Source organism: Catellatospora sp. IY07-71, from assembly GCF_018326265.1.
GTDB lineage: Bacteria > Actinomycetota > Actinomycetes > Mycobacteriales > Micromonosporaceae > Catellatospora.
Genome location: NZ_AP023360.1, coordinates 2,928,269 through 2,946,312, shown reverse-complemented (window position 1 = coordinate 2,946,312; position 18,044 = coordinate 2,928,269). Strand labels below are relative to the sequence as shown.

The 18,044-nt window shown below is 72.7% G+C and carries 15 protein-coding genes; 8 read left to right on the top strand and 7 right to left on the bottom strand.

Annotated features, from left to right (window positions below):
• Nucleotides 1-64 precede the first annotated feature (64 nt).
• The 3 genes from CS0771_RS13355 to CS0771_RS13345 all read left to right on the top strand — a co-directional run bounded on the left by CS0771_RS13355 (nucleotide 65) and on the right by CS0771_RS13345 (nucleotide 3,523).
• Nucleotides 65-1,684: a glycoside hydrolase family 13 protein gene (locus CS0771_RS13355; RefSeq protein ID WP_212841259.1), complete on the top strand. Its 1,620-nt coding sequence runs from the start codon at nucleotides 65-67 to the stop codon at nucleotides 1,682-1,684.
• A gap of 148 nt (nucleotides 1,685-1,832) precedes the next feature.
• Entirely contained in the window at nucleotides 1,833-2,858 is a 1,026-nt protein-coding gene (locus tag CS0771_RS13350) for an aspartate-semialdehyde dehydrogenase (protein ID WP_212841258.1), read from the top strand.
• Nucleotides 2,859-3,010: 152 nt separating this feature from the next.
• Complete coding sequence (locus CS0771_RS13345; protein ID WP_212841257.1) at nucleotides 3,011-3,523, top strand: hypothetical protein; 513 nt, start codon at nucleotides 3,011-3,013, stop codon at nucleotides 3,521-3,523.
• Between the two features lie 123 nt (nucleotides 3,524-3,646).
• Here CS0771_RS13345 and CS0771_RS13340 read toward each other — a convergent pair whose 3' ends face one another.
• Nucleotides 3,647-4,150, bottom strand: a complete 504-nt coding sequence (locus CS0771_RS13340) for a GNAT family N-acetyltransferase (RefSeq protein WP_244870769.1) — start codon at nucleotides 4,148-4,150, stop codon at nucleotides 3,647-3,649.
• Nucleotides 4,151-4,282: 132 nt separating this feature from the next.
• Here CS0771_RS13340 and CS0771_RS13335 point away from each other — a divergent pair, with 132 nt between their 5' ends.
• Nucleotides 4,283-4,822, top strand: a complete 540-nt coding sequence (locus tag CS0771_RS13335; protein WP_212841256.1) for an AAA family ATPase — start codon at nucleotides 4,283-4,285, stop codon at nucleotides 4,820-4,822.
• A gap of 5 nt (nucleotides 4,823-4,827) precedes the next feature.
• Here CS0771_RS13335 and CS0771_RS13330 read toward each other — a convergent pair whose 3' ends face one another.
• The 5 genes from CS0771_RS13330 to CS0771_RS13310 are packed head-to-tail and all read right to left on the bottom strand — an operon-like array spanning nucleotide 4,828 to nucleotide 10,720.
• Complete coding sequence (locus tag CS0771_RS13330) at nucleotides 4,828-5,871, bottom strand: ABC transporter ATP-binding protein (RefSeq protein ID WP_212841255.1); 1,044 nt, start codon at nucleotides 5,869-5,871, stop codon at nucleotides 4,828-4,830.
• A 58-nt stretch (nucleotides 5,872-5,929) separates the two neighbouring features.
• Nucleotides 5,930-6,895, bottom strand: a complete 966-nt coding sequence (locus CS0771_RS13325) for an ABC transporter ATP-binding protein (RefSeq protein WP_212841254.1) — start codon at nucleotides 6,893-6,895, stop codon at nucleotides 5,930-5,932.
• Nucleotides 6,896-6,948: 53 nt separating this feature from the next.
• Complete coding sequence (locus CS0771_RS13320) at nucleotides 6,949-7,827, bottom strand: ABC transporter permease (protein ID WP_212841253.1); 879 nt, start codon at nucleotides 7,825-7,827, stop codon at nucleotides 6,949-6,951.
• Nucleotides 7,824-8,837: an ABC transporter permease gene (locus CS0771_RS13315; RefSeq protein WP_212841252.1), complete on the bottom strand. Its 1,014-nt coding sequence runs from the start codon at nucleotides 8,835-8,837 to the stop codon at nucleotides 7,824-7,826. The genes CS0771_RS13320 and CS0771_RS13315 overlap by 4 nt, the downstream gene beginning before the upstream one ends.
• The gene (locus tag CS0771_RS13310) at nucleotides 8,834-10,720 is read right to left on the bottom strand and encodes an ABC transporter substrate-binding protein (protein WP_212841251.1); all 1,887 of its coding nucleotides are present in this window, start codon (nucleotides 10,718-10,720) and stop codon (nucleotides 8,834-8,836) included. Before CS0771_RS13310 ends, CS0771_RS13315 begins: the two co-directional genes overlap by 4 nt.
• 49 nt (nucleotides 10,721-10,769) lie before the next feature.
• Between CS0771_RS13310 and CS0771_RS13305 the strand changes: the two genes are divergently transcribed.
• On the top strand, nucleotides 10,770-12,830 hold the full coding sequence (locus CS0771_RS13305; protein ID WP_212841250.1) for a S9 family peptidase: 2,061 nt from the start codon (nucleotides 10,770-10,772) through the stop codon (nucleotides 12,828-12,830).
• A 72-nt stretch (nucleotides 12,831-12,902) separates the two neighbouring features.
• Here the strand turns inward: CS0771_RS13305 and CS0771_RS13300 are convergent, their stop codons facing one another.
• Nucleotides 12,903-13,955 carry a LacI family DNA-binding transcriptional regulator gene (locus CS0771_RS13300; protein WP_212841249.1) on the bottom strand — a complete coding sequence of 351 codons (1,053 nt, stop codon included), beginning with the start codon at nucleotides 13,953-13,955 and terminating at the stop codon, nucleotides 12,903-12,905.
• Nucleotides 13,956-14,165: 210 nt separating this feature from the next.
• Here CS0771_RS13300 and CS0771_RS13295 point away from each other — a divergent pair, with 210 nt between their 5' ends.
• From CS0771_RS13295 to CS0771_RS13285, 3 genes are all read left to right on the top strand, one after another.
• Entirely contained in the window at nucleotides 14,166-15,680 is a 1,515-nt protein-coding gene (locus CS0771_RS13295; RefSeq protein ID WP_212841248.1) for a beta-N-acetylhexosaminidase, read from the top strand.
• 90 nt (nucleotides 15,681-15,770) lie between these two features.
• Nucleotides 15,771-16,814, top strand: a complete 1,044-nt coding sequence (locus tag CS0771_RS13290; protein ID WP_212841247.1) for a zinc-dependent alcohol dehydrogenase family protein — start codon at nucleotides 15,771-15,773, stop codon at nucleotides 16,812-16,814.
• A 25-nt stretch (nucleotides 16,815-16,839) separates the two neighbouring features.
• Nucleotides 16,840-18,036 (top strand): cytochrome P450, encoded by a 1,197-nt coding sequence (locus CS0771_RS13285; protein WP_371821393.1) that lies wholly within the window; start codon nucleotides 16,840-16,842, stop codon nucleotides 18,034-18,036.
• Nucleotides 18,037-18,044 lie beyond the last annotated feature (8 nt).

Here is an 18,044-nt window from a genome sequence, read left to right as displayed (position 1 = left end):
TCGGCGGCACGGAAAACGTTTACCATCGCGTTTCCATCGGCCCCACCTCACCCACGGAGCCAGCATGTCCGCACGCCATGACCGCCCCTGGTGGCGCGATGCCGTCATCTACCAGGTGTATCCGCGCAGCTTCGCCGACGGGAACGGCGATGGCGTCGGCGACCTCGCCGGCCTGCGCGAGCGCCTGCCGTACCTGCGCGATCTCGGCGTCGACGCGATCTGGCTGAGCCCGTGGTACGTCTCGCCGATGGCCGACGCCGGCTACGACGTGGCCGACTACCGCGACATCGACCCGCTGTTCGGCACGCTGGCGCAGGCCGAGGAGCTGATCGCGCAGGCGCACGCGCACCGGCTGCGGATCATCGTGGACATCGTGCCCAACCACTGCTCCGACCGGCACCCGCGCTTCCAGGCCGCGCTCGCGGCCGGGCCGGGCTCGCCCGAGCGGGAGCTGTTCTGGTTCCGGCCCGGCCGGGGCGAGCACGGCGAGCTGCCGCCCAACGACTGGACGTCGCACTTCGGCGGCCCGGCCTGGACCCGCGCCGCCGACGGCGAGTGGTTCCTGCACATGTTCGCCCCCGAGCAGCCCGACTGGAACTGGAACCACCCGGCCGTACGCGAGGACTTCGAGACCACGCTGCGCTTCTGGCTGGACCGCGGGGTGGACGGGTTCCGCATCGACGTCGCCGATCACCTGGTGAAGGACCTCGCCCTGCCGGACGCCGCGCCGCTGCCGCCGGAGGCGATCCGCCCGTGGCGCGACCAGGAGGGCGTGCACGAGATCTACCGGCGGTGGCGGAAGATCGCCGACGGGTACCCGCAGCGCGGCGTCTTCGTCGGCGAGCTGTGGGACGACGATCCGGTCCGGTTCACCCGCTACCTGCGCCCGGACGAGCTGCACACCGGCTTCAACTTCCCGTTCCTGTCCTGCCCCTGGGACGCCGCCGCGTTCCGGTACGTCATCGACCTGACCCTGGCCACGCATGCGCTGGTCGGCGCGCCCGCGACCTGGGTGCTGTCCAATCACGACGTGGTACGCCACGTCACCCGCTACGGCCGGGCGCGCACCGCGCACTCGTTCGACGACGCGAAGCACGTGATGCCCAGCGACCTGGTCCTGGGCACCCGGCGCGCCCGCGCCGCCGCGCTGCTCAGCCTGGCGCTGCCCGGCTCGGCGTACCTCTACCAGGGTGAGGAGCTGGGGCTGCCCGAGGTCGAGGACATCCCCGAGGCGCTGCTGCAGGACCCGCGCTGGCTCCGGTCCGGGTACACCGACCGGGGCCGGGACGGCTGCCGGGTGCCGCTGCCCTGGTCCGGGGACGCGCCGCCGTACGGGTTCAGCCCGGACGACGCGGCCGCGCCGCCGTGGCTGCCGCAGCCGGCGAGCTGGGCCGGGCTGTCCGCCGCCGCGCAGACCGGCGACCGCCGCTCCACGCTGGAGCTGTACCGGCGCGCGCTGCACGTGCGCCGCACCGAGCCCGACCTCGGCGACGGCAGGCTCACCTGGCTGCCCGCTCCGGACGGGGTGCTGCACTTGCGCCGCGGCGACGGCTTCGCCTGCCTGGTCAACCTCGGCGACACGGCGGTGCCGCTGCCGCCGTACGAGTACGTCCTGCTCACCAGCGATCCCCTGGAGGACCTGCACGTGGCTCCGAACACCGCCGTCTGGCTGCGTGTCGCGTGAGCGCTCACATCCTCGTGGTCGGGATCGACGGGGTACGCCGCGGCTGACGTTCCCCGACACGAGGGGCGTGCTGCTGATCACGCAGGTGGGGAGCCCGGATGACGGGATCGTGAGATCGGCGGACGGCGACGGTGAGTAGCCTGTACGCATGAGAATCGGCATTGTCGGAGCCACGGGCCAGGTCGGCGGCGTCATGCTCCGGGTCCTCGCGGAGCGCAACTTCCCCGTCGACCAGCTGCGGCTGTTCGCCTCGGCCCGCTCGGCCGGGCGCACCCTGCCGTGGCGGGGCACCGAGGTCACGGTCGAGGACGCGGCCACCGCCGACTACACCGGTCTCGACATCGTGCTGTTCTCCGCGGGCAAGACCACCTCGCTCGCGCTCGCGCCGAAGGTCGCCGCGGCCGGGGCGGTCGTCATCGACAACTCGTCGGGCTGGCGCCTGGACCCGGACGTGCCGCTGGTCGTCGCCGAGGTCAACCCGCAGGCCGCCAAGCTGCGCCCCAAGGGCATCATCGCCAACCCGAACTGCACCACCATGGCCGCCATGCCGGTGCTGCGCCCGCTGCACGACGAGGCCACCCTCACCGGCCTCATCGCCAGCACCTACCAGGCCGTCTCCGGCACCGGCCTGACCGGCGTCGACGAGCTGCACGAGCAGGCCAGCGCCGTGATCGGCGAGGCCCGCGCGCTCACCCACGACGGCGCCGCCGTCGACTACCCGGCGCCGAAGGTGTACGCGCACCCGATCGCGTTCAACGTGCTGCCGCTGGCCGGCTCGCTGGTCTCCGACGGCTCGTTCGAGACCGACGAGGAGCAGAAGCTCCGCAACGAGAGCCGCAAGATCCTCGGCATCCCGGACCTGCCGGTCTCCGGCACCTGCGTCCGCGTGCCCGTCTTCACCGGCCACTCGCTGCAGATCAACGCCCGCTTCGCGAACCCGATCAGCCCCGAGCGCGCCCGCGAGCTGCTCGCCCACGCCCCCGGCGTGCTGCTGGCCGACGTCCCCACCCCGCTGCAGGCTGCCGGCCAGGACCCGACCTACGTCGGCCGCATCCGCCGCGACGAGACCTCGCCGAACGGCCTGGCCCTGTTCTGCTCCAGCGACAACCTGCGCAAGGGCGCCGCCCTCAACGCCGTCCAGATCGCCGAACTCGTCCGCGCCGAACTCTCCTAACCAAAAGGAAGGGCACCTTCTTATCGTTTTACGTATAGGAAGGTGCCCTTCTTCACGCCTGCCGCCGGACGGCCGCGTCGGCGGTGTGCGGGTGCTGTAAAGACCCTGTGCAGGCAGGGCGTTCCCGCCGGTCGCGGTGCTGCAATGAAGGCGTGAGCCACAACCCCTACCGGGCACCACTCGCTCCCGGGCGGCCCGCGGTCGCCGCCGCCACGTTCACGCCTGCCGCACCAGCACCAGCACCAGCACCGGCACCCGGCGGCTCCGGCCCCGCCGTCCTCCTGCCCTCCGCACGTCCGAGCATCCCCGGCGGGACCGGCGACGGCATCGTCACGTCGGCGCAGCGGCGGCGCATACGCGTCCGGCGGGTCCGCGCCGGCATCGGCCTCGCGCTGGTCGGGCACGGGGTCGCGGTCACCCTCCCGGTCCTGCCCGCGCTGATCAAGGTGATGCTCGGCGGTCCCGGCAGCGACGGCACGATCGCCTACGTGCTCAGCGCCGTGCCGGCACAGCTCGCGCTCGCCGCCGTGGTCGTCGTCCTCGGCATCCGCCGCACCGCCGAGCGCGACGCCGCCGGGGCGGTCGGGCTGGCGCTCGGCTGGCTCGCCGGTGCCCCGGCCGCCCTGCTCGCGGGCATCGCCATCGCCGTCACGATCGCGGTCTGACCCGCTCGCGCGCCCGGACCGTGGGCGAGCCGTACACCGGCCCGGTGACGGGGCTGGCCAACCGCCGCGTGCTGCTCCCGCTCTGAGCCCGGCGCGCGCAGCCGCCGCGGCGGCCGGGCGGGATCAGCTGCGGGATCGCGTCAGCGCGCGGCGCATGGCGATACGCCGGCCGAGGACGTCCAGGCACAGTTCGGCTTCATGCGCCCGGATCTCCCGCAGTCCCGGCGTGAGGCGGGTCAGCTCGGTGAAGCCGCGACGGGCGTAGTACGGCCCGTTCCAGGGCACGTCGGCGAAGGTGGTCAGGGTCATCGCCTGGTAGCCTGAGTCGGCCGCCCACGTGCAGGCGGCTTCCAGCAGTGCGGTGCCGATGCCCCGGCCGGAGTGGCCGGGATGGACGGACAGCTGCTCCAGGTGCGCCAGGCCGTCGACCTCGCCCAGTCGCGCGAACCCCACCGGCGGATCTCCCGCGACCAGCACACACCTCGCCTCGGCCAGCTCCTCGACGCTGCCCGGCGGCGGCAGCGGCCCGATCCCCGCGTCGTGGAACGGCCCGTCCGAGGCCAGCTCCACCTCCACCAGCAGCGGCAGCTCCGCCGCCCGCGCCCGGCGCACCGGCACCCCGCTCATCCCGCTCCCCCAACCGCATACCCACAGATCTTGTGCAGTTCGTGTCGCTGGAGCAGCACCAAACGCACAAGATCTACCGACGATCGACCCATATGGAAGGCAGAGACTATGTCAGCAGCAGCGGAACGGCTCGTGATTATCACGGGCGGGCCCGGCGCCGGTAAGACGACCCTCATCGAGGCGCTGCGGGCGCGCGGGTACGCGACCGCGCCGGAGGCCGGGCGGGCGATCATCCAGGACCAGGTGGCGATCGGCGGCCGGGCGCTGCCGTGGGCCGACACGGCGCTGTTCGCGGAGCTGGGGCTGGTCTGGGAGCTGCGCTCCTACCGCTGGGCGCTGGAGCAGCCGGGCACCGTCTTCTTCGACCATGCCATGCCCTCGCTGGCGTCCTATTTCGAGTTGGTCACCGGCGCCGTGCCCGGCTACGTCGCGGAGGCGGTCCGCCGGTGCCGCTACCGCAGGCGCGCCTACCTCGCCCCACCGTGGGCGGACATCTTCTGCAACGACGCCGAGCGCAAGCAGACCTTCGCCGAGGCGCTGCAGCTGGATGTGCTGGTACGCGAGGCGTACGCGCGCTACGGCTACGAGCTGGTGGAACTCCCCCGCTGCCCGGTGGCGCAGCGGGTGGAGTTCCTCCTCGACGACCTGCGCCGGTATCCGGCGACGGCCTGACGGCTTCAGGCCGTGACCGCGCCGGTGGGCGTGCCGCCCGCCGCGCCCGCGATGCCGTCGCCCACGTGGCCCGCGAGCAGGCACGCGGCGGCGTGCGGGCCGTGCAGCGGCAGCACCGGCAGCGACTCGGTGGTGCACCGCTGCGCCACCCCGGCCCGCGCGGCGAGGCCGTCGGCCAGCGCGGGGCAGCGCGGGTGGAAGCGGCAGCCGGTGGGGATGCGCGACGGGTCGGGCGACTCGCCGCTGAGGATCACCGGTTCCCGCCCGCTCGCCTCGGGCAGCACCGACAGCAGCGCCGCCGTGTACGGGTGCCGCGGCGCGGCGAGCACCTGCTCGGTGCGGCCGACCTCGACGATGCGGCCGAGATACATCACCGCGAGCCGGTCGGCGATGTTCCAGGCCAGGCCGAGGTCGTGCGTGACGACCAGCACGGACAGGCCCAGCTCGGCACGCAGCGACAGCAGCAGGGCCAGGATCTCGCCGCGCACCGAGGCGTCCAGGGACGCCACCGGCTCGTCCGCGATGATCAGCTCCGGCTCCAGCACCAGCGCGCCGGCGATGACGACGCGCTGGCGCTGGCCGCCGGACAGCTCGTGCGGGTAGCGGCCGAAGAAGCGCTCCGCCGGGCGCAGGCCCGCCTGCGACAGCGCCTTGGCGACCAGCGCCCGCTCGTCGCCGGGCACCCGGTGGATGCGCAGGCCCTCGGCGACGGCCTCGTACACCGTGCGCCGCGGGTTGAGCGCGCCCGTCGGGTCCTGGAGCACCAACTGCACCCTGCGGCGCAGCGCTTTGAGGCACTTGCCGCTGTAGTCGATCGGCCTGCCGTGGTGCAGCACCTGCCCGGCGTACGGCTTCTGGAGGCCGAGCAGGGTCCGGGCCAGCGTGGTCTTGCCACTGCCCGACTCACCGGCCAGCGCCAGGATCTGTCCCCTGTCGACGGACAGCTCGACCCCGTCGACGGCCCGCACCGGCGGGACGCCCTTGCCCCGCCCGCCGAACCCGACGTGCAGGTTCCGCGCCTCCAGCACCGGATGCACCGACACGGTCATGCCGTCGCCTCGCTTCGCTCGGCTCCGTCGTCGCAGGCGGAGGTCAGGACTCGCGCGTTCATGCGGCACCTCCCACGTGTACGCAGGCGGCGCTGCGCTCGGCGTCGACCGTGCGCAGCCGGACGTCGTACTGCACGCATTCGGGCAGCGCCACGGCGCAGCGCGGCGCGAAGGCGCACCCGCCGCCCAGCTCGCGCGGGTCCGGCGGGTCACCGGGCAGCCCGCGCGGGGCGCGCCGCGAGGCCGGATCGCCGATGACCGGAAACGCCCCGGCCAGGGCCTGCGCGTAGGGGTGCGCGGCGTCGGCGAAGAGCCGGTGTCCCGGGCCCTGCTCGACGACGCGCCCGGCGTACATGACCGCGACCCGGTCGCAGGTGGACGCGAGCACCGACAGGTCGTGGCTGATCAGGATCAGGCCCACGCCGCGCTCGCGCACCAGCTGCTTGAGCAGCGACAGCACCTGGGCCTGCACCATCACGTCGAGCGCGGTGGTCGGCTCGTCCGCGATGATCAGCTGGGGCGAGCAGGCCAGCGCCATCGCGATCATGACGCGCTGCTTCTGCCCACCGGACAGCTCATGCGGGAACGACTCGGCCCGCCAGGCCGGCACACCGACCTGCTCCAGCAGCTCGCCCACCTGCTTACGGACCGCGGCCGCGGACGACTTCGGCGCGTGCAGCGTGATCGCCTCGGCGATCTGGCGGCCGATGGCGCGCACCGGGTTGAGCGCGTGCATCGCGCCCTGGAACACGATCGACGCCTCGTTCCAGCGCACCGCCCGTAGCTGCCCCCAGCTCATCTTCAGCACGTCGGCGCCGTTGAGCAGGATCTCGCCGGACACCTCGGCGTTGCCGGGCAGCAGCCGCAGCACCGCACCCGCCAGCGTCGACTTCCCGCAGCCGGACTCCCCGGCCAGCCCGAGGGTCTCCCCCGCCGCCAGGGTGAGATCGACACCGCGGACCGCGGGCAGCGGCACCCCGCGATCCCGGTACGCCACCCGCAGGTCCCTGATCTCCAGCAGCACGGTGCCTCCAGCTGTTCGTGCTTGCGGGGCTCGCTCCGCTCGCTCCTCGCCGCTCACGAGTGCCGCTCCAGCCTCGGGTCGAGGATGCGCTCCAGGGCGCGGCCGCACATGTTGAAGGCGCGGACCACCAGCACCACGGCGAGGCCGGGCCCGAGCACCCACCACCAGGCGCCCCGGTCGATAGCGCCGAGGTTGTACGCCTCGTCGAGGATGCGCCCCCACGAGATCCGCAGCGGGTCGCCGAGGCCGAGGAAGGAGAGCGTGGTCTCCGCGATGATCGCGATGGACACGGTCAGCGTGGTGTTCGCCAGGATCAGCGGCATGACGTTGGGCAGCACGTGCCGGGTCATCTGGTGCCAATGCCCGCCGCCCAGCGCCCTGGCCCGTTCCAGGTAGGGGCGCGCCTCCACGGCCATGGTCTGCGCGCGGACCAGCCGGGCCGTGCTCGACCAGGAGGTCACGCCGATCACGATGATCACCGCGATGAGCTTCGGCACGTCCGGCGGGAAAACCACGGCCAGCACGATGGCCAGCGGCAGGTACGGGATGACCAGGAACCACTCGGTCAGCCGGTTCAGCGTGCCGCCGAGCATCCCGTGGAAGTGGCCCGAGGCGATGCCGACGAGCGAGCCGAGCACCATCGAGATCACCGTTGCGGCCAGGCCGACCAGCAACGTCACCTGCGTGCCATGGATGACCATGGTCAGCACGGAGCGCCCGTTGTGGTCGGTGCCGAACGGGTAGTCCCACGACGGCCCGGCGGCCAGCGGCCCGTCCGCCTTGGTGACCTCCAGGCCCGACGGGTCGGCCAGCAATGACGCGAAGATCGCGACCAGCCCGAACACCACCAGCACGACCAGCCCGGACAGGCCTTCGCGGTCCCGTAGGAAGGCGCGCCACCCGGACGGCCGCCGAACGGCAGCTTCGCTCATGCGGCACGCACCCTCGGGTCGAGCAGCGGCATCAGCAGGTCGGCGATGAGGTTCATGACGATCACTCCGGCCGAGAAGACCAGGAACAGGCCCTGCAGCAGCGGGATGTCCGGGCCGCGCAGCGCGTCGTAGGTGAGCCGGCCCAGGCCCGGCCAGGAGAACACGGTCTCCACGGTGATCGCGCCCGCCACCACGAAGCCCATGCTGAGGAAGAACAGCGTCATCGACGGCAGCAGCGCGTTGGGCAGCGCGTGGCGGCGCAGCACCAGGTCGTCGCGCAGCCCCTTGGCCCGCGCGGTGGTCAGGTAGTCGGCGCGCCGCTCGTCCAGGATCGACGACCGCATGATCAGCGAATACTCGGCGACGTAGACGATGGCGAGCACGGTCACCGGCAGCACCATGTGCCAGAGCACATCGAGCCAGGCGGGCAGGGTGGAGCGTGGGTCGTTCATGCCGCGCGCCGGGAAGATGCCGTACCGGTTCAGGAAGACCAGCAGCACCAGGCCGAGCAGCCACTCGGGCATCGAGTAGAAGGTGACCGCGGCGCTGGAGCCCAGCCGGTCGAAGCGGCTGCCCTGCCGCCAGCCCGCGCGAGCGCCCAGCCAGACCCCGAGCACGGCCGCGATGACGAGCGCGGTGCCCGACAGCAGCACGGTGGGCCAGAACCGCTCCATGATCACGTCGGTGACCTCGGCGTGCTGGCTGAAGGACACACCCAGGTCGCCGCTGAACACGCTCTTGACGTACTTGACGAAGGCGACGTCCCAGCTGTCGTTGAGGCCGAGCCGTTCGCGCAGCTCGCGCAGCGCCTCCGGGTCGGCGTTGCGGCCACGCGGCGCGAACGCCTTGGCCGGGTCGCCGGGCAGCACCCGGAACAGGAAGAAGTTGACGACCACGACGAAGACCAGCATCAGCACCGCGGACAGGCACTTGCGCAGGACGTACGCCGCAGAAAGGGCGTGGCGGGGCCGGCGCGTCACCGCACCGGCCCCGCCTGCTGATCCGGTCATTCCCGGTCGTCCGCGTTCGAGCGCCGCTTCAGCACCACGACCGCGCCGCCGATGAGCAGCACCAGCACCACGCCGCCGACCACCCAGAGCACCACGCCACCCGAGCCGGAGCCCGAGTCGGCGTCGCCCGCCTGCGCGGTCACCGGCTTGAGGTTGCGGTAGCTGTGCGTGCCGTACTGGAAGGCGAGGATGCCGCCCTCGGAGGGCTGCGGCACGAAGCCGGTGAAGCGGTCCGACCGGTACGCCTCGGACTGGTTGTAGTAGTACGTCATCGAGTACGCGACGTCCTCGTACAGCAGCCGCTGCGCCTCCTTGACCTTCTCGGCGCGCTTGGCCGGGTCGATCATCGTCTGCTGCTCGGCGTACAGCTTGTCGAACGCCTCGCTGCAGTAGAAGCTGTCCGACCACCCCGCGGCGATCTCGCCGTCCTCCTCGTAGGAGCGCTGCTCGCAGGTCATCACGGAGAGCTGGAAGTCGGGGTCGGGCTCGACCACCCAGCCCCACTCGAACAGGTCGAACTCGCCCTTGCCGAGGACCACGGTGAGGTTGTCCTCGCTCATGATCGAGACGGTGGCCTCGATGCCGATCTCCTTGAGCCAGGAGCGCACGTACTCGGCCGTCTGCTTGGAGTACTCGGAGCTGTCCCGGCCGAACAGGCGGAACTTCAGCGCCTTGCCGTCCTTGGCCCGGATGCCGTCGGCGCCCTTCGAGTAGCCGGCCGCGTCCAGGATCGAGTTGGCCTTGGCCAGGTCGAAGGCGCGCTCGGCGCTGCCCGGGTTCCAGTGCAGGTCGGCGTAGATCGGCGGGATGACGCCGGTGGCGGGGCCGCCGTGGCCGTTGAGCACCTTGGTGACCAGCGTCTTGCGGTCGATGGCGTGGTCGATGGCGAGCCGGACCTGCTTGTCCTTGAGCGCCGGGTGGCCGTCGCCGATCGCCTTGCCGTCGGTGGTCGCCGCGCCGAGGTTGTAGCCGATCTCGTTGAAACCGTAGTACTTGGCGTCGTTGACGGTGATGCCAGGCTCCTTGACCAGCGTCTCGGCGATCGCCGCGGGCAGGTCCTGGGCCATGTCGATCTCACCCTGGCGCAGCGCCTGGGCCAGCGCGGTGTCGTCGGCGAACACCGTGAAGATCAGCTCGTCGATGTTCGGCGCCCCGCCGAAGTGCTGCTTGTTCGCGGTGAACCGGTAGAACTGGCCCTTCTTCGCCTCGGCCAACTGGAACGGGCCGGAGCCGACCACGTCCTTGTCGTTGGCGAAGGTCGCCGCGTCCTTGGCGCTGACCTTCGACCAGACGTGCTCAGGCAGGATCGGCACCGCCAGCCGCAGCATGATGGGGCTGGGCTTCTCGACCTCCATCACCACGGTGTGGTCGTCCGTCGCTGTGATCTTGGTGATGTTGTCGACGTAGCTGCTGTACTGACCGTTGGCCGTCTCGTCGTCCTTGGCCCGCTGGAACGTGTACACCACGTCCTTGGCGGTGAGGTCGGCGCCGTCGGACCACTTCACGCCCTTGCGGAGGTGGAAGGTCCAGGCCTTGCCGTCGGCCGAGGTCTCCCACTTCTCCGCCAGCCACGGCTCGGGGGCGAAGTCCTTCGCCGCGCTCGTGGTCAGGTAGTCGTACATGAGCTGGTAGGTCTCGAACGCGCCGGCCACCACGCCGACGTACGGGTTGAGCGAGTCGATGTCCTGCTTCACACCGATCACGAAGCTGGTCTTGCTGCGCTCGGACGCGGCCGGGGCGGGCGTGCCGTCCGCGACGGCGGGCGCCGCGGCGACACCGAGCAGGGCCAGTGCGGCCGTCGCCGCCACCGCCAGCCGCGCCCAGGGTCGGCGCGCTGACTGATTGGTCAACCAGGACTTTGGAGCAGGAGGGGTGCTGCTCATCAGTTCTCTCCCTTGGTGCCCGGGGGCGTGGCGGGTAGGGTGCCCGGTCATGCCGCACGATCTCGTCAACAGCGAAGCGCCGCCGGCCGCGCCCGCCGAACCGCGTCAGCACGAGCTGCACGGCCGCCGGTGGACCGACGCTTACGGGTGGATGCGGGACCACTCCGACCCGCGGTTTCTCGCCTACCTGCGCGCCGAGCGCGAGTACTGCGATGCCGCCGCAGGCCGGCTGGAGAGCCTCCAGACCGAGGTGTTCCATGAGGTGGAGCGACGCCTCCCGCCGACTGAGTCTTCAGTCAGCTGGCGACATGGTTCACGTTTCTACTACACCCGGACCGTCGCCGGTAGTGAGTACGAGCAGTTCTTACAGACCGGCCATGACGGTGACGCGGACCGGGTGCTGCTGGACGGCGCCCTTCTCGCCGGTGAGGACGGGTTCGCCGAGATCGGGCTGCGGGAGCCGAGCCCCGATGACACCCTCCTGGCCTACTCCGTGGATACCACCGGTGACGAGGTCTATCGATTGCGGTTCCGCCGGTCGGCGACGTTGACCGACCTTTCGGAGGAGCTGCCCCGCACGTACTACACCGGGGCGTGGAGCGCCGACTCGCGCTCGTTCTTCTACACCGTGCACGACGAGCTGTTCCGCCCGCACCAGGTATGGCGGCACGTGATCGGCACCCCGGCCGAGGCCGACGCGCTGGTGCTGCAGGAGGACGACGCCCGCTTCGAGCTGACCGTCAGCGCCTCGCGGGACGGCCACTGGATCATGATCGAGGCGCGCTGCCGGGACACCGCCGAGTGGCACCTGATCCCGGCGGCCGCCCCGGACACCGCGCCCGCCGTGGTCGCCCCACGGCGCAAGGGCGTCGACTACCGCATCGACCATGCCGACGGCCGCCTGGTCATCGTCACCGACGACGGGGCGCCCGAGTTCCGGGTGATGAGCGCCCCGGTGGACAGCCCCGGCCGGGAGCACTGGACCGAACTGTTCGCATCACGGCCCGGCGAGCGCATCGTCGCCTGCCACGCGCTGCGCGGGCACTGGCTGGTCGAGCTGCGCCGGGACGGCTTCCCGCTGCTGCGCGCGGTCGACCGGGCCACCGGGGCCGAGGTGGAGATCGGCGCGGGCATCCCCGCCGGGCAGGTCCGGCTCGCCACCCCGTTCGAGTACGACGACCGCACCGTCACCATCGCCGTCGAGTCGCTGATCGAGCCGCCCGCCTGGTACACCGCCGACCTCGGCACCGGCGCCCGCGAACAGCGCAAACGGCGCGAGGTGCCCGGTTACGACGCGAGCGCGTACCGGACCGCGCGGCGGCACGCGACCGCCCCGGACGGCACCGCCGTGCCGGTGACGCTGGCCTGGCACGCGGACACCCCGCTCGACGGCACCGCCCCCGCCCTGCTCTACGGGTACGGCGCGTACGAGTCGGTGCTCGACCCCGAGTTCGACCCGGTGCTGCCGAGCCTGCTCGACCGGGGTGTGGTCTACGCGCTCACCCACCCGCGCGGCGGCGGCGAGAACGGCCGCGGCTGGTGGCAGGACGGCCGCCTGGCGGCCAAGGCCAACACCTTCACCGACCACCTCGCGGTCGCGGACTGGCTCGCCGAAGGCGTCGCGGACGGCACCCGGCTGGGCACGCGCGGCCTGTCGGCCGGCGGGCTGCTGCAGGGCGCGGTCTACACGATGCGGCCGCAGCGCTGGGCGGCCGTGGTGGCGGAGGTGCCGTTCGTGGACGTCGTCACGACCATGCTGGACCCGGACATCCCGCTGACCGTCAACGAGTGGGACGAGTGGGGCGACCCCCGTGACCCGGAGCAGTTCGCCTGGATGCGGGCGTACTCGCCGTACGACAACCTGCCGTCCGGCCCGCGCCCGCCGCTGCTGGCCACCGGCGCGCTGCACGACCCACGCGTCATGGTCCACGAACCGGCCAAGTGGGTGGCCCGGCTGCGCGCCACCGCCACCCCCGCCGACGGCCCCGTCTACCTGCGCACCGAACTCGGCGCGGGGGCCCACACCGGCCCCGTCGGCCGCTACGCCCACGCCCGCTACGAAGCCGAGATCCTCACCTTCCTCCTCCACCACCTCCGCGCGGCGTCCTAGATCATCCAATTTGCCTGGCAGATGGGCGTATGCGAGCTCAAGATACGCCCGTCTGCCAGGCAAGTCGGGCGATCATGGCTCGACGGGCGCTACGGGGAGGGGGCGGACGGAGTCGCGCATGGCGATGTGGGTGCCGAGCATGACGTGCTGGCGGGTGGAGTGCTCACCACGCTGGAGGGCTAGTTTGACGGCGGTGCGGCCGAGTTCCTCGTGGGGCAGGTGCACGCTGGTCAGGGCCGGGAACAGCTCGGGGGCCATGGGGGTGTCGTCGTAGCCGATGATGGAGACGTCGTCGGGGACGCGCTTGCCGGCCGCGCGCAGGGCGCGCATGGCGCCTGCCGCCGCCAGGTCGTTCGCGGCGAAGATCGCGGTGAACTCGGCCCCCGCCGCGAGCAGCCTCCGGGTCTGGCGGAAGCCGGCGTCCTGGCTCATGTCGTCGTGTACGACCAGCGCCGGGTCCACCGGCACCCGGAACGCCTCCATCGCCCGCCGGTAGCCGTCGAGCCGGGCGTCGAACGTGGTGTTGCCGACCGGGCCGCCCAGCAGCACGATGCGCCGGTGCCCGGCGGACAGCAGGTGACTGGTGGCCGCGAACGCGCCGCCCGCGTTGTCGTACTCCACGGTGATCGCCGGGAAGTCGGGGCCGAGCGAGGGACGCCCGCACAGGACGAGGCGGCTGCCCGCGTCCTCCAGGCCCTTGGCGTAGCGGTACATCCGCTCGCGGTAGTCGTCGTTCATGAGCACGCCGCCGACCAGGATGACCGCGTCGGCGTGCTGCTCGCGCATCAGCTTGACGATCTCCAGCTCGCGGTCGGGGTCGCCGTGCGTGGTGCAGACGAGGCAGAGCCGGTCGGACTCGGCGGCCTGATACTCCACCCCCGACGCGATGTGCGCGAAGAACGGGGTGACCACGTCGTACATGACCAGGGCGACGACGTTGGAGGTGGCCCCGGACAGGGCGCGGGCGTGGGCGTTGACGACGTAGTCCAGCTCGCGCACGGCGCGCTGGACCTTGGTGCGGGTGTTGCCGGCGACGGGGTAGTCGCCGGAGAGCACCCTGGACACCGTGGCCACCGAGACGCCGGCCAGGGCCGCGACGTCGCGAATCGTGGGCCGCTTGTTCATGAGGTAACCCTTGGGACGAGGGCGAGCAGGGGAAACCAAATCAGAAAGCGTTTACCCTACGCGGCGCACCGACGGCTGTCCACGGCGGATCGTGCGGCGGCCTGCGCTAACCTTGACTACTGTTAAGAAGCTGTACTAACGTCCGCGGCGACGGCTTTAGAAACCGCTTTCCAAGCCGCTTTCCTGGCGGTGAGCCTCGAAGGAGCCGACGTGCTGATTCCGCGCCCGACCTCGTACTCGACCGCCCCGGGAAACCACGAGCTGAGTGCCGCCAGCGCAGTGCACGCCCCGGCGGAGATCGCCGATCTGCTGCGGGAGCTGCTGAGCCCGGCCACCGGCCTGCCGCTGCCCGACGCCGCGGCGGACACCGCCGAGCTGGTGTTCACCCTGGACTCGGCCGACACCGAGCTGAGCGACGAGGGCTACCGGCTCACCGTCGACGGCTCCGGCGTGCGCGCGGTCGCCGGCACGCCGGCCGGGCTGCGCTGGGCGGTGCAGGCGCTGCGCCAGCTGCTGCCGCCGGAGGCCTGCGGCAGCACCCGCGCCGATGTGGCGTGGCGGGTGCCGTACGCCGAGATCACCGACCGGCCCCGCTACCCGTGGCGCGGCGTGCTGATCGACGTGGCCCGCTGGCACCAGCCGGTGAGCTGGCTGCGCACCGTCGTCGACCTGCTCGCGCTGCACCGGATGAACGTGCTGCACCTGCACCTCACCGAGGACCAGGGCTGGCGCTTCGAGGTCCGGCGCTACCCGCGCCTCACCGAGGTCGGCGCGCGGCGGCGCGAGTCGCCGGTCGGCCACGAGAACATCAAGCAGGCCGACCGCACCCCGCACGACGGCTGGTACACCCAGGACGAGTTGCGCGAGCTGGTCGCGTACGCGGCCCGACGCGGGGTGACCGTGGTGCCCGAGATCGACCTGCCGGGGCACACCACCGCCGCCATCGCGGCCTACCCGGAGCTGGGCAACGATTCCGCCGCGCGGCTGGAGACCGGCACCCGGTGGGGCGTCTACTCCACCGTGCTCAACTGCGACGACGCCACGGTCGACTTCATGCGGCACGTGCTCGACGAGCTGGTCGACGTGTTCCCGGCGGCGTACGTGCACCTCGGCGGGGACGAGGTGCCGCCCGGCGAGTGGGCGGCCAACCCGGCCGCGCGGGAGCGCATGGCGCAGCTCGGGCTCACCGACCCGGAGGACCTGCTCGGGTGGTGGATCACCGTGCTCGCCGACCACCTGCGCACCCACGGCCGCCGCGTCGTGGTCTGGGACGAGCTGGTCAAGCGGGGCGCGCCCGCCGACGCGGTGGTCATGGCCTGGCGGGACGAGGCCAAGGTGGCCGCGGCGCTGGAGGCCGGGCACGACGTGGTGGCCACCCCGCAGAGCCACGTCTACCTCGACCACGCCGAGTCGGACCAGGCCGGGGAGCCGCTCAGCATCGGCGGGCACAGCCCCCTGGACCGGGTGTACGGCTACGACCCCGAGCCGGCCGACGCGCCCGACGGCGGCAACCGGGTGATCGGCGTGCAGGGCAACCTGTGGGGCGAGTACCTGCCGACGGTGGGGCGGGCGGCGTACAGCCTGCTCCCGCGCCTGTCCGCGATCGCCGAGGCCGGCTGGGGCACCCGCGGCGAGTACGCCGACTTCCGCGCCCGCCTCGACGTGATGCTGGCCCGCTTCGACGCCCTCGGCGTCGCCTACCGCCGCCCGGAGCCGCTCGCCTGACGGCGGGCGCTGTGCGGGCGCTGGTGATCGACGTATCGTGCTGGGCACGCGGCCGGGCGCCCGGCCGCGGGTTCCCGGGGAGGTACGCACGTGCGCGCGGTCGCCTACGACGCCTTTGGACAGCAGCCTGACGTGCGGGACCTGCCGGAGCCGATACCGGCGGCGCACGGCTGTGTGATCAAGGTGGAGGCGACGGGACTGTGCCGCAGCGACTGGCACGGCTGGATGGGCCACGACCCGGACATCGCCGCGTTCCCACACGTGCCGGGGCATGAGCTGGCCGGCACCGTGCACACGGTCGGCGGGGCGGTCACGAGGTGGCGGGCCGGGGACCGGGTCACCGTGCCGTTCGTGTGCGGCTGCGGGGAGTGCGAGCCGTGCCGCCGCGGCGCGACGCAGGTCTGCGAACACCAGACCCAGCCGGGCTTCACCCACCGCGGCTCGTTCGCCGAGTACGTCGCGATCGACCACGCGGACCTGAACCTCGTCGCGCTGCCGGAAGGGCTGAGCTTCGCCGCGGCGGCCGCGCTGGGCTGCCGCTTCGCCACGGCGTACCGTGCCGTCGTCGCGCAGGGCAGGGTCGCCGCCGGCGAGTGGGTGGCCGTGCACGGCTGCGGCGGCGTCGGCCTCTCGGCGGTGATGATCGCCGCGGCGTACGACGCGCGCGTGATCGCCGTCGACGTGTCCCCCGGCGCGCTCGACCTGGCCCGCGAGCACGGGGCCGAGGCCTGCGTGAACGCCGCGGCGATCGATCCCGTCGCGGCGGTGCGCGAGCTGACCGGCGGCGGGGCGCACCTGTCGCTGGACGCCCTGGGCAGCCCGGCCGTGTGCGCCGCGGCCATCCTCGGCCTGCGCCGCAGCGGGCGGCACGTGCAGGTCGGGCTGCTCCCGCACGGCGCGCCCGAGCTGCCGATGGGCCGGGTCATCGGCTGGGAGCTGGAGATCCTCGGCAGCCACGGCATGGCCGCCGCCGACTACGGCCCGATGCTCGACCTCGTCGCCGCCGGGCGGCTGCGGCCCGACGCGCTCGTCACCCGGCACATCGGGCTCGACGAGGTGCCCGCGGCGCTGGTCGCGATGGGTGACGCGCCGCCCACCGGCATCACCGTCATCACCCCGCGAGCCCTCCCCTGAACGCCGCTTCAGCCTGCCTAGTACCGTGTGCGGCGTGCTGTTCCGTACCTGGGACCAGCCTTTCGACATCGACGGGCGGGCCGAAGACACCGTCGAGGTCGCCGACCACGTGGGCGCACGCCACGTCGTGGTGACCCGGCACCGGCTCATCAAGCGGGTGCTGGCCGACCCGGACACGTTCCGCCCCGACAACGCCCTCGACGCGATCAGCCCGATGCCGGTGAGCGCGCTGCGCGTGCTGACGTCGTACGGCTTCCGGCTGCCCGCGACCCTGGCCAACAACGGCGGCGCGTCCCATCCCGCGATCCGCGAGATCACCGCGCGCGCCCTGCACCCCGACCGGGTCGAGGCACTGCGGCCGTGGCTGACCGGGCTGGTCCGGCGCCGCGTCGCCGCGCTGTCCGCCCGGCTGCACGCGGGAGAGGCCGTCGACCTGTACGCCGATCTCACCGCGGACCTGCCGCTGCTGGTGCTGGCCCGGCTGGTCGAGCTGCCCGCCGCCGACGCGGCCGTGGTCAAGGAGTTCTCCCGGGCCGCCCTCGAACTGTTCTGGGCGCCGCTCGACGCCGCGCGGCAGGACGTGCTCGCCGCGACCGTCGGGCGCTTCCACGCCGTGCTGCGCGAGTTCGCGGCGACCGCCGGAGGGCTGGTGGGTGAGCTGCGCGAATACACCGCCGCCCACGGCCTGCCGAAGGACACCCCGACCGGGGCGCTGTTCTTCCTGCTCGTCGCCGGTCAGGAGACGACCTCGCAGTTCCTGACGCTGCTGCTGCACCGGCTCACCCAGGAGCCCGCGGTGCCGGCCGGGCTCGCCCGCGGCACGGTCGCCGTGGACGACGTCGTCGAGGAGGGGCTGCGCCTGGTCCCGCCGATCCCGACCTGGCGCCGGATCGCGGCCCGCGACACCGAGCTGGACGGCTTCCCGATCCGCGCCGGGGCGAGCATCGTGCTGTGGCTGGCGCGTGCCGGAGCCGAGGTCGCCGAGCACCCGCACGAGTTCGTGCCCGGCCAGCGCGGCTCGCGGCGCCACCTGGCCTTCGGTGCGGGCAGTCACCGCTGCGTCGGCGCGCAGCTGTCGCGGATGGAGTCCGCCGTGGTGGTCGCCGAGACCGCGCCGCTGCTGCGCGGCGTCGAAGTCGTCCGTGCCCCGTGGTGCCCCGACAACCTCAGCTTCCGCATTCCCGACACGTTCACCGTCCGCCGCCCGGCCGCAACCCGCTGAGACCCACC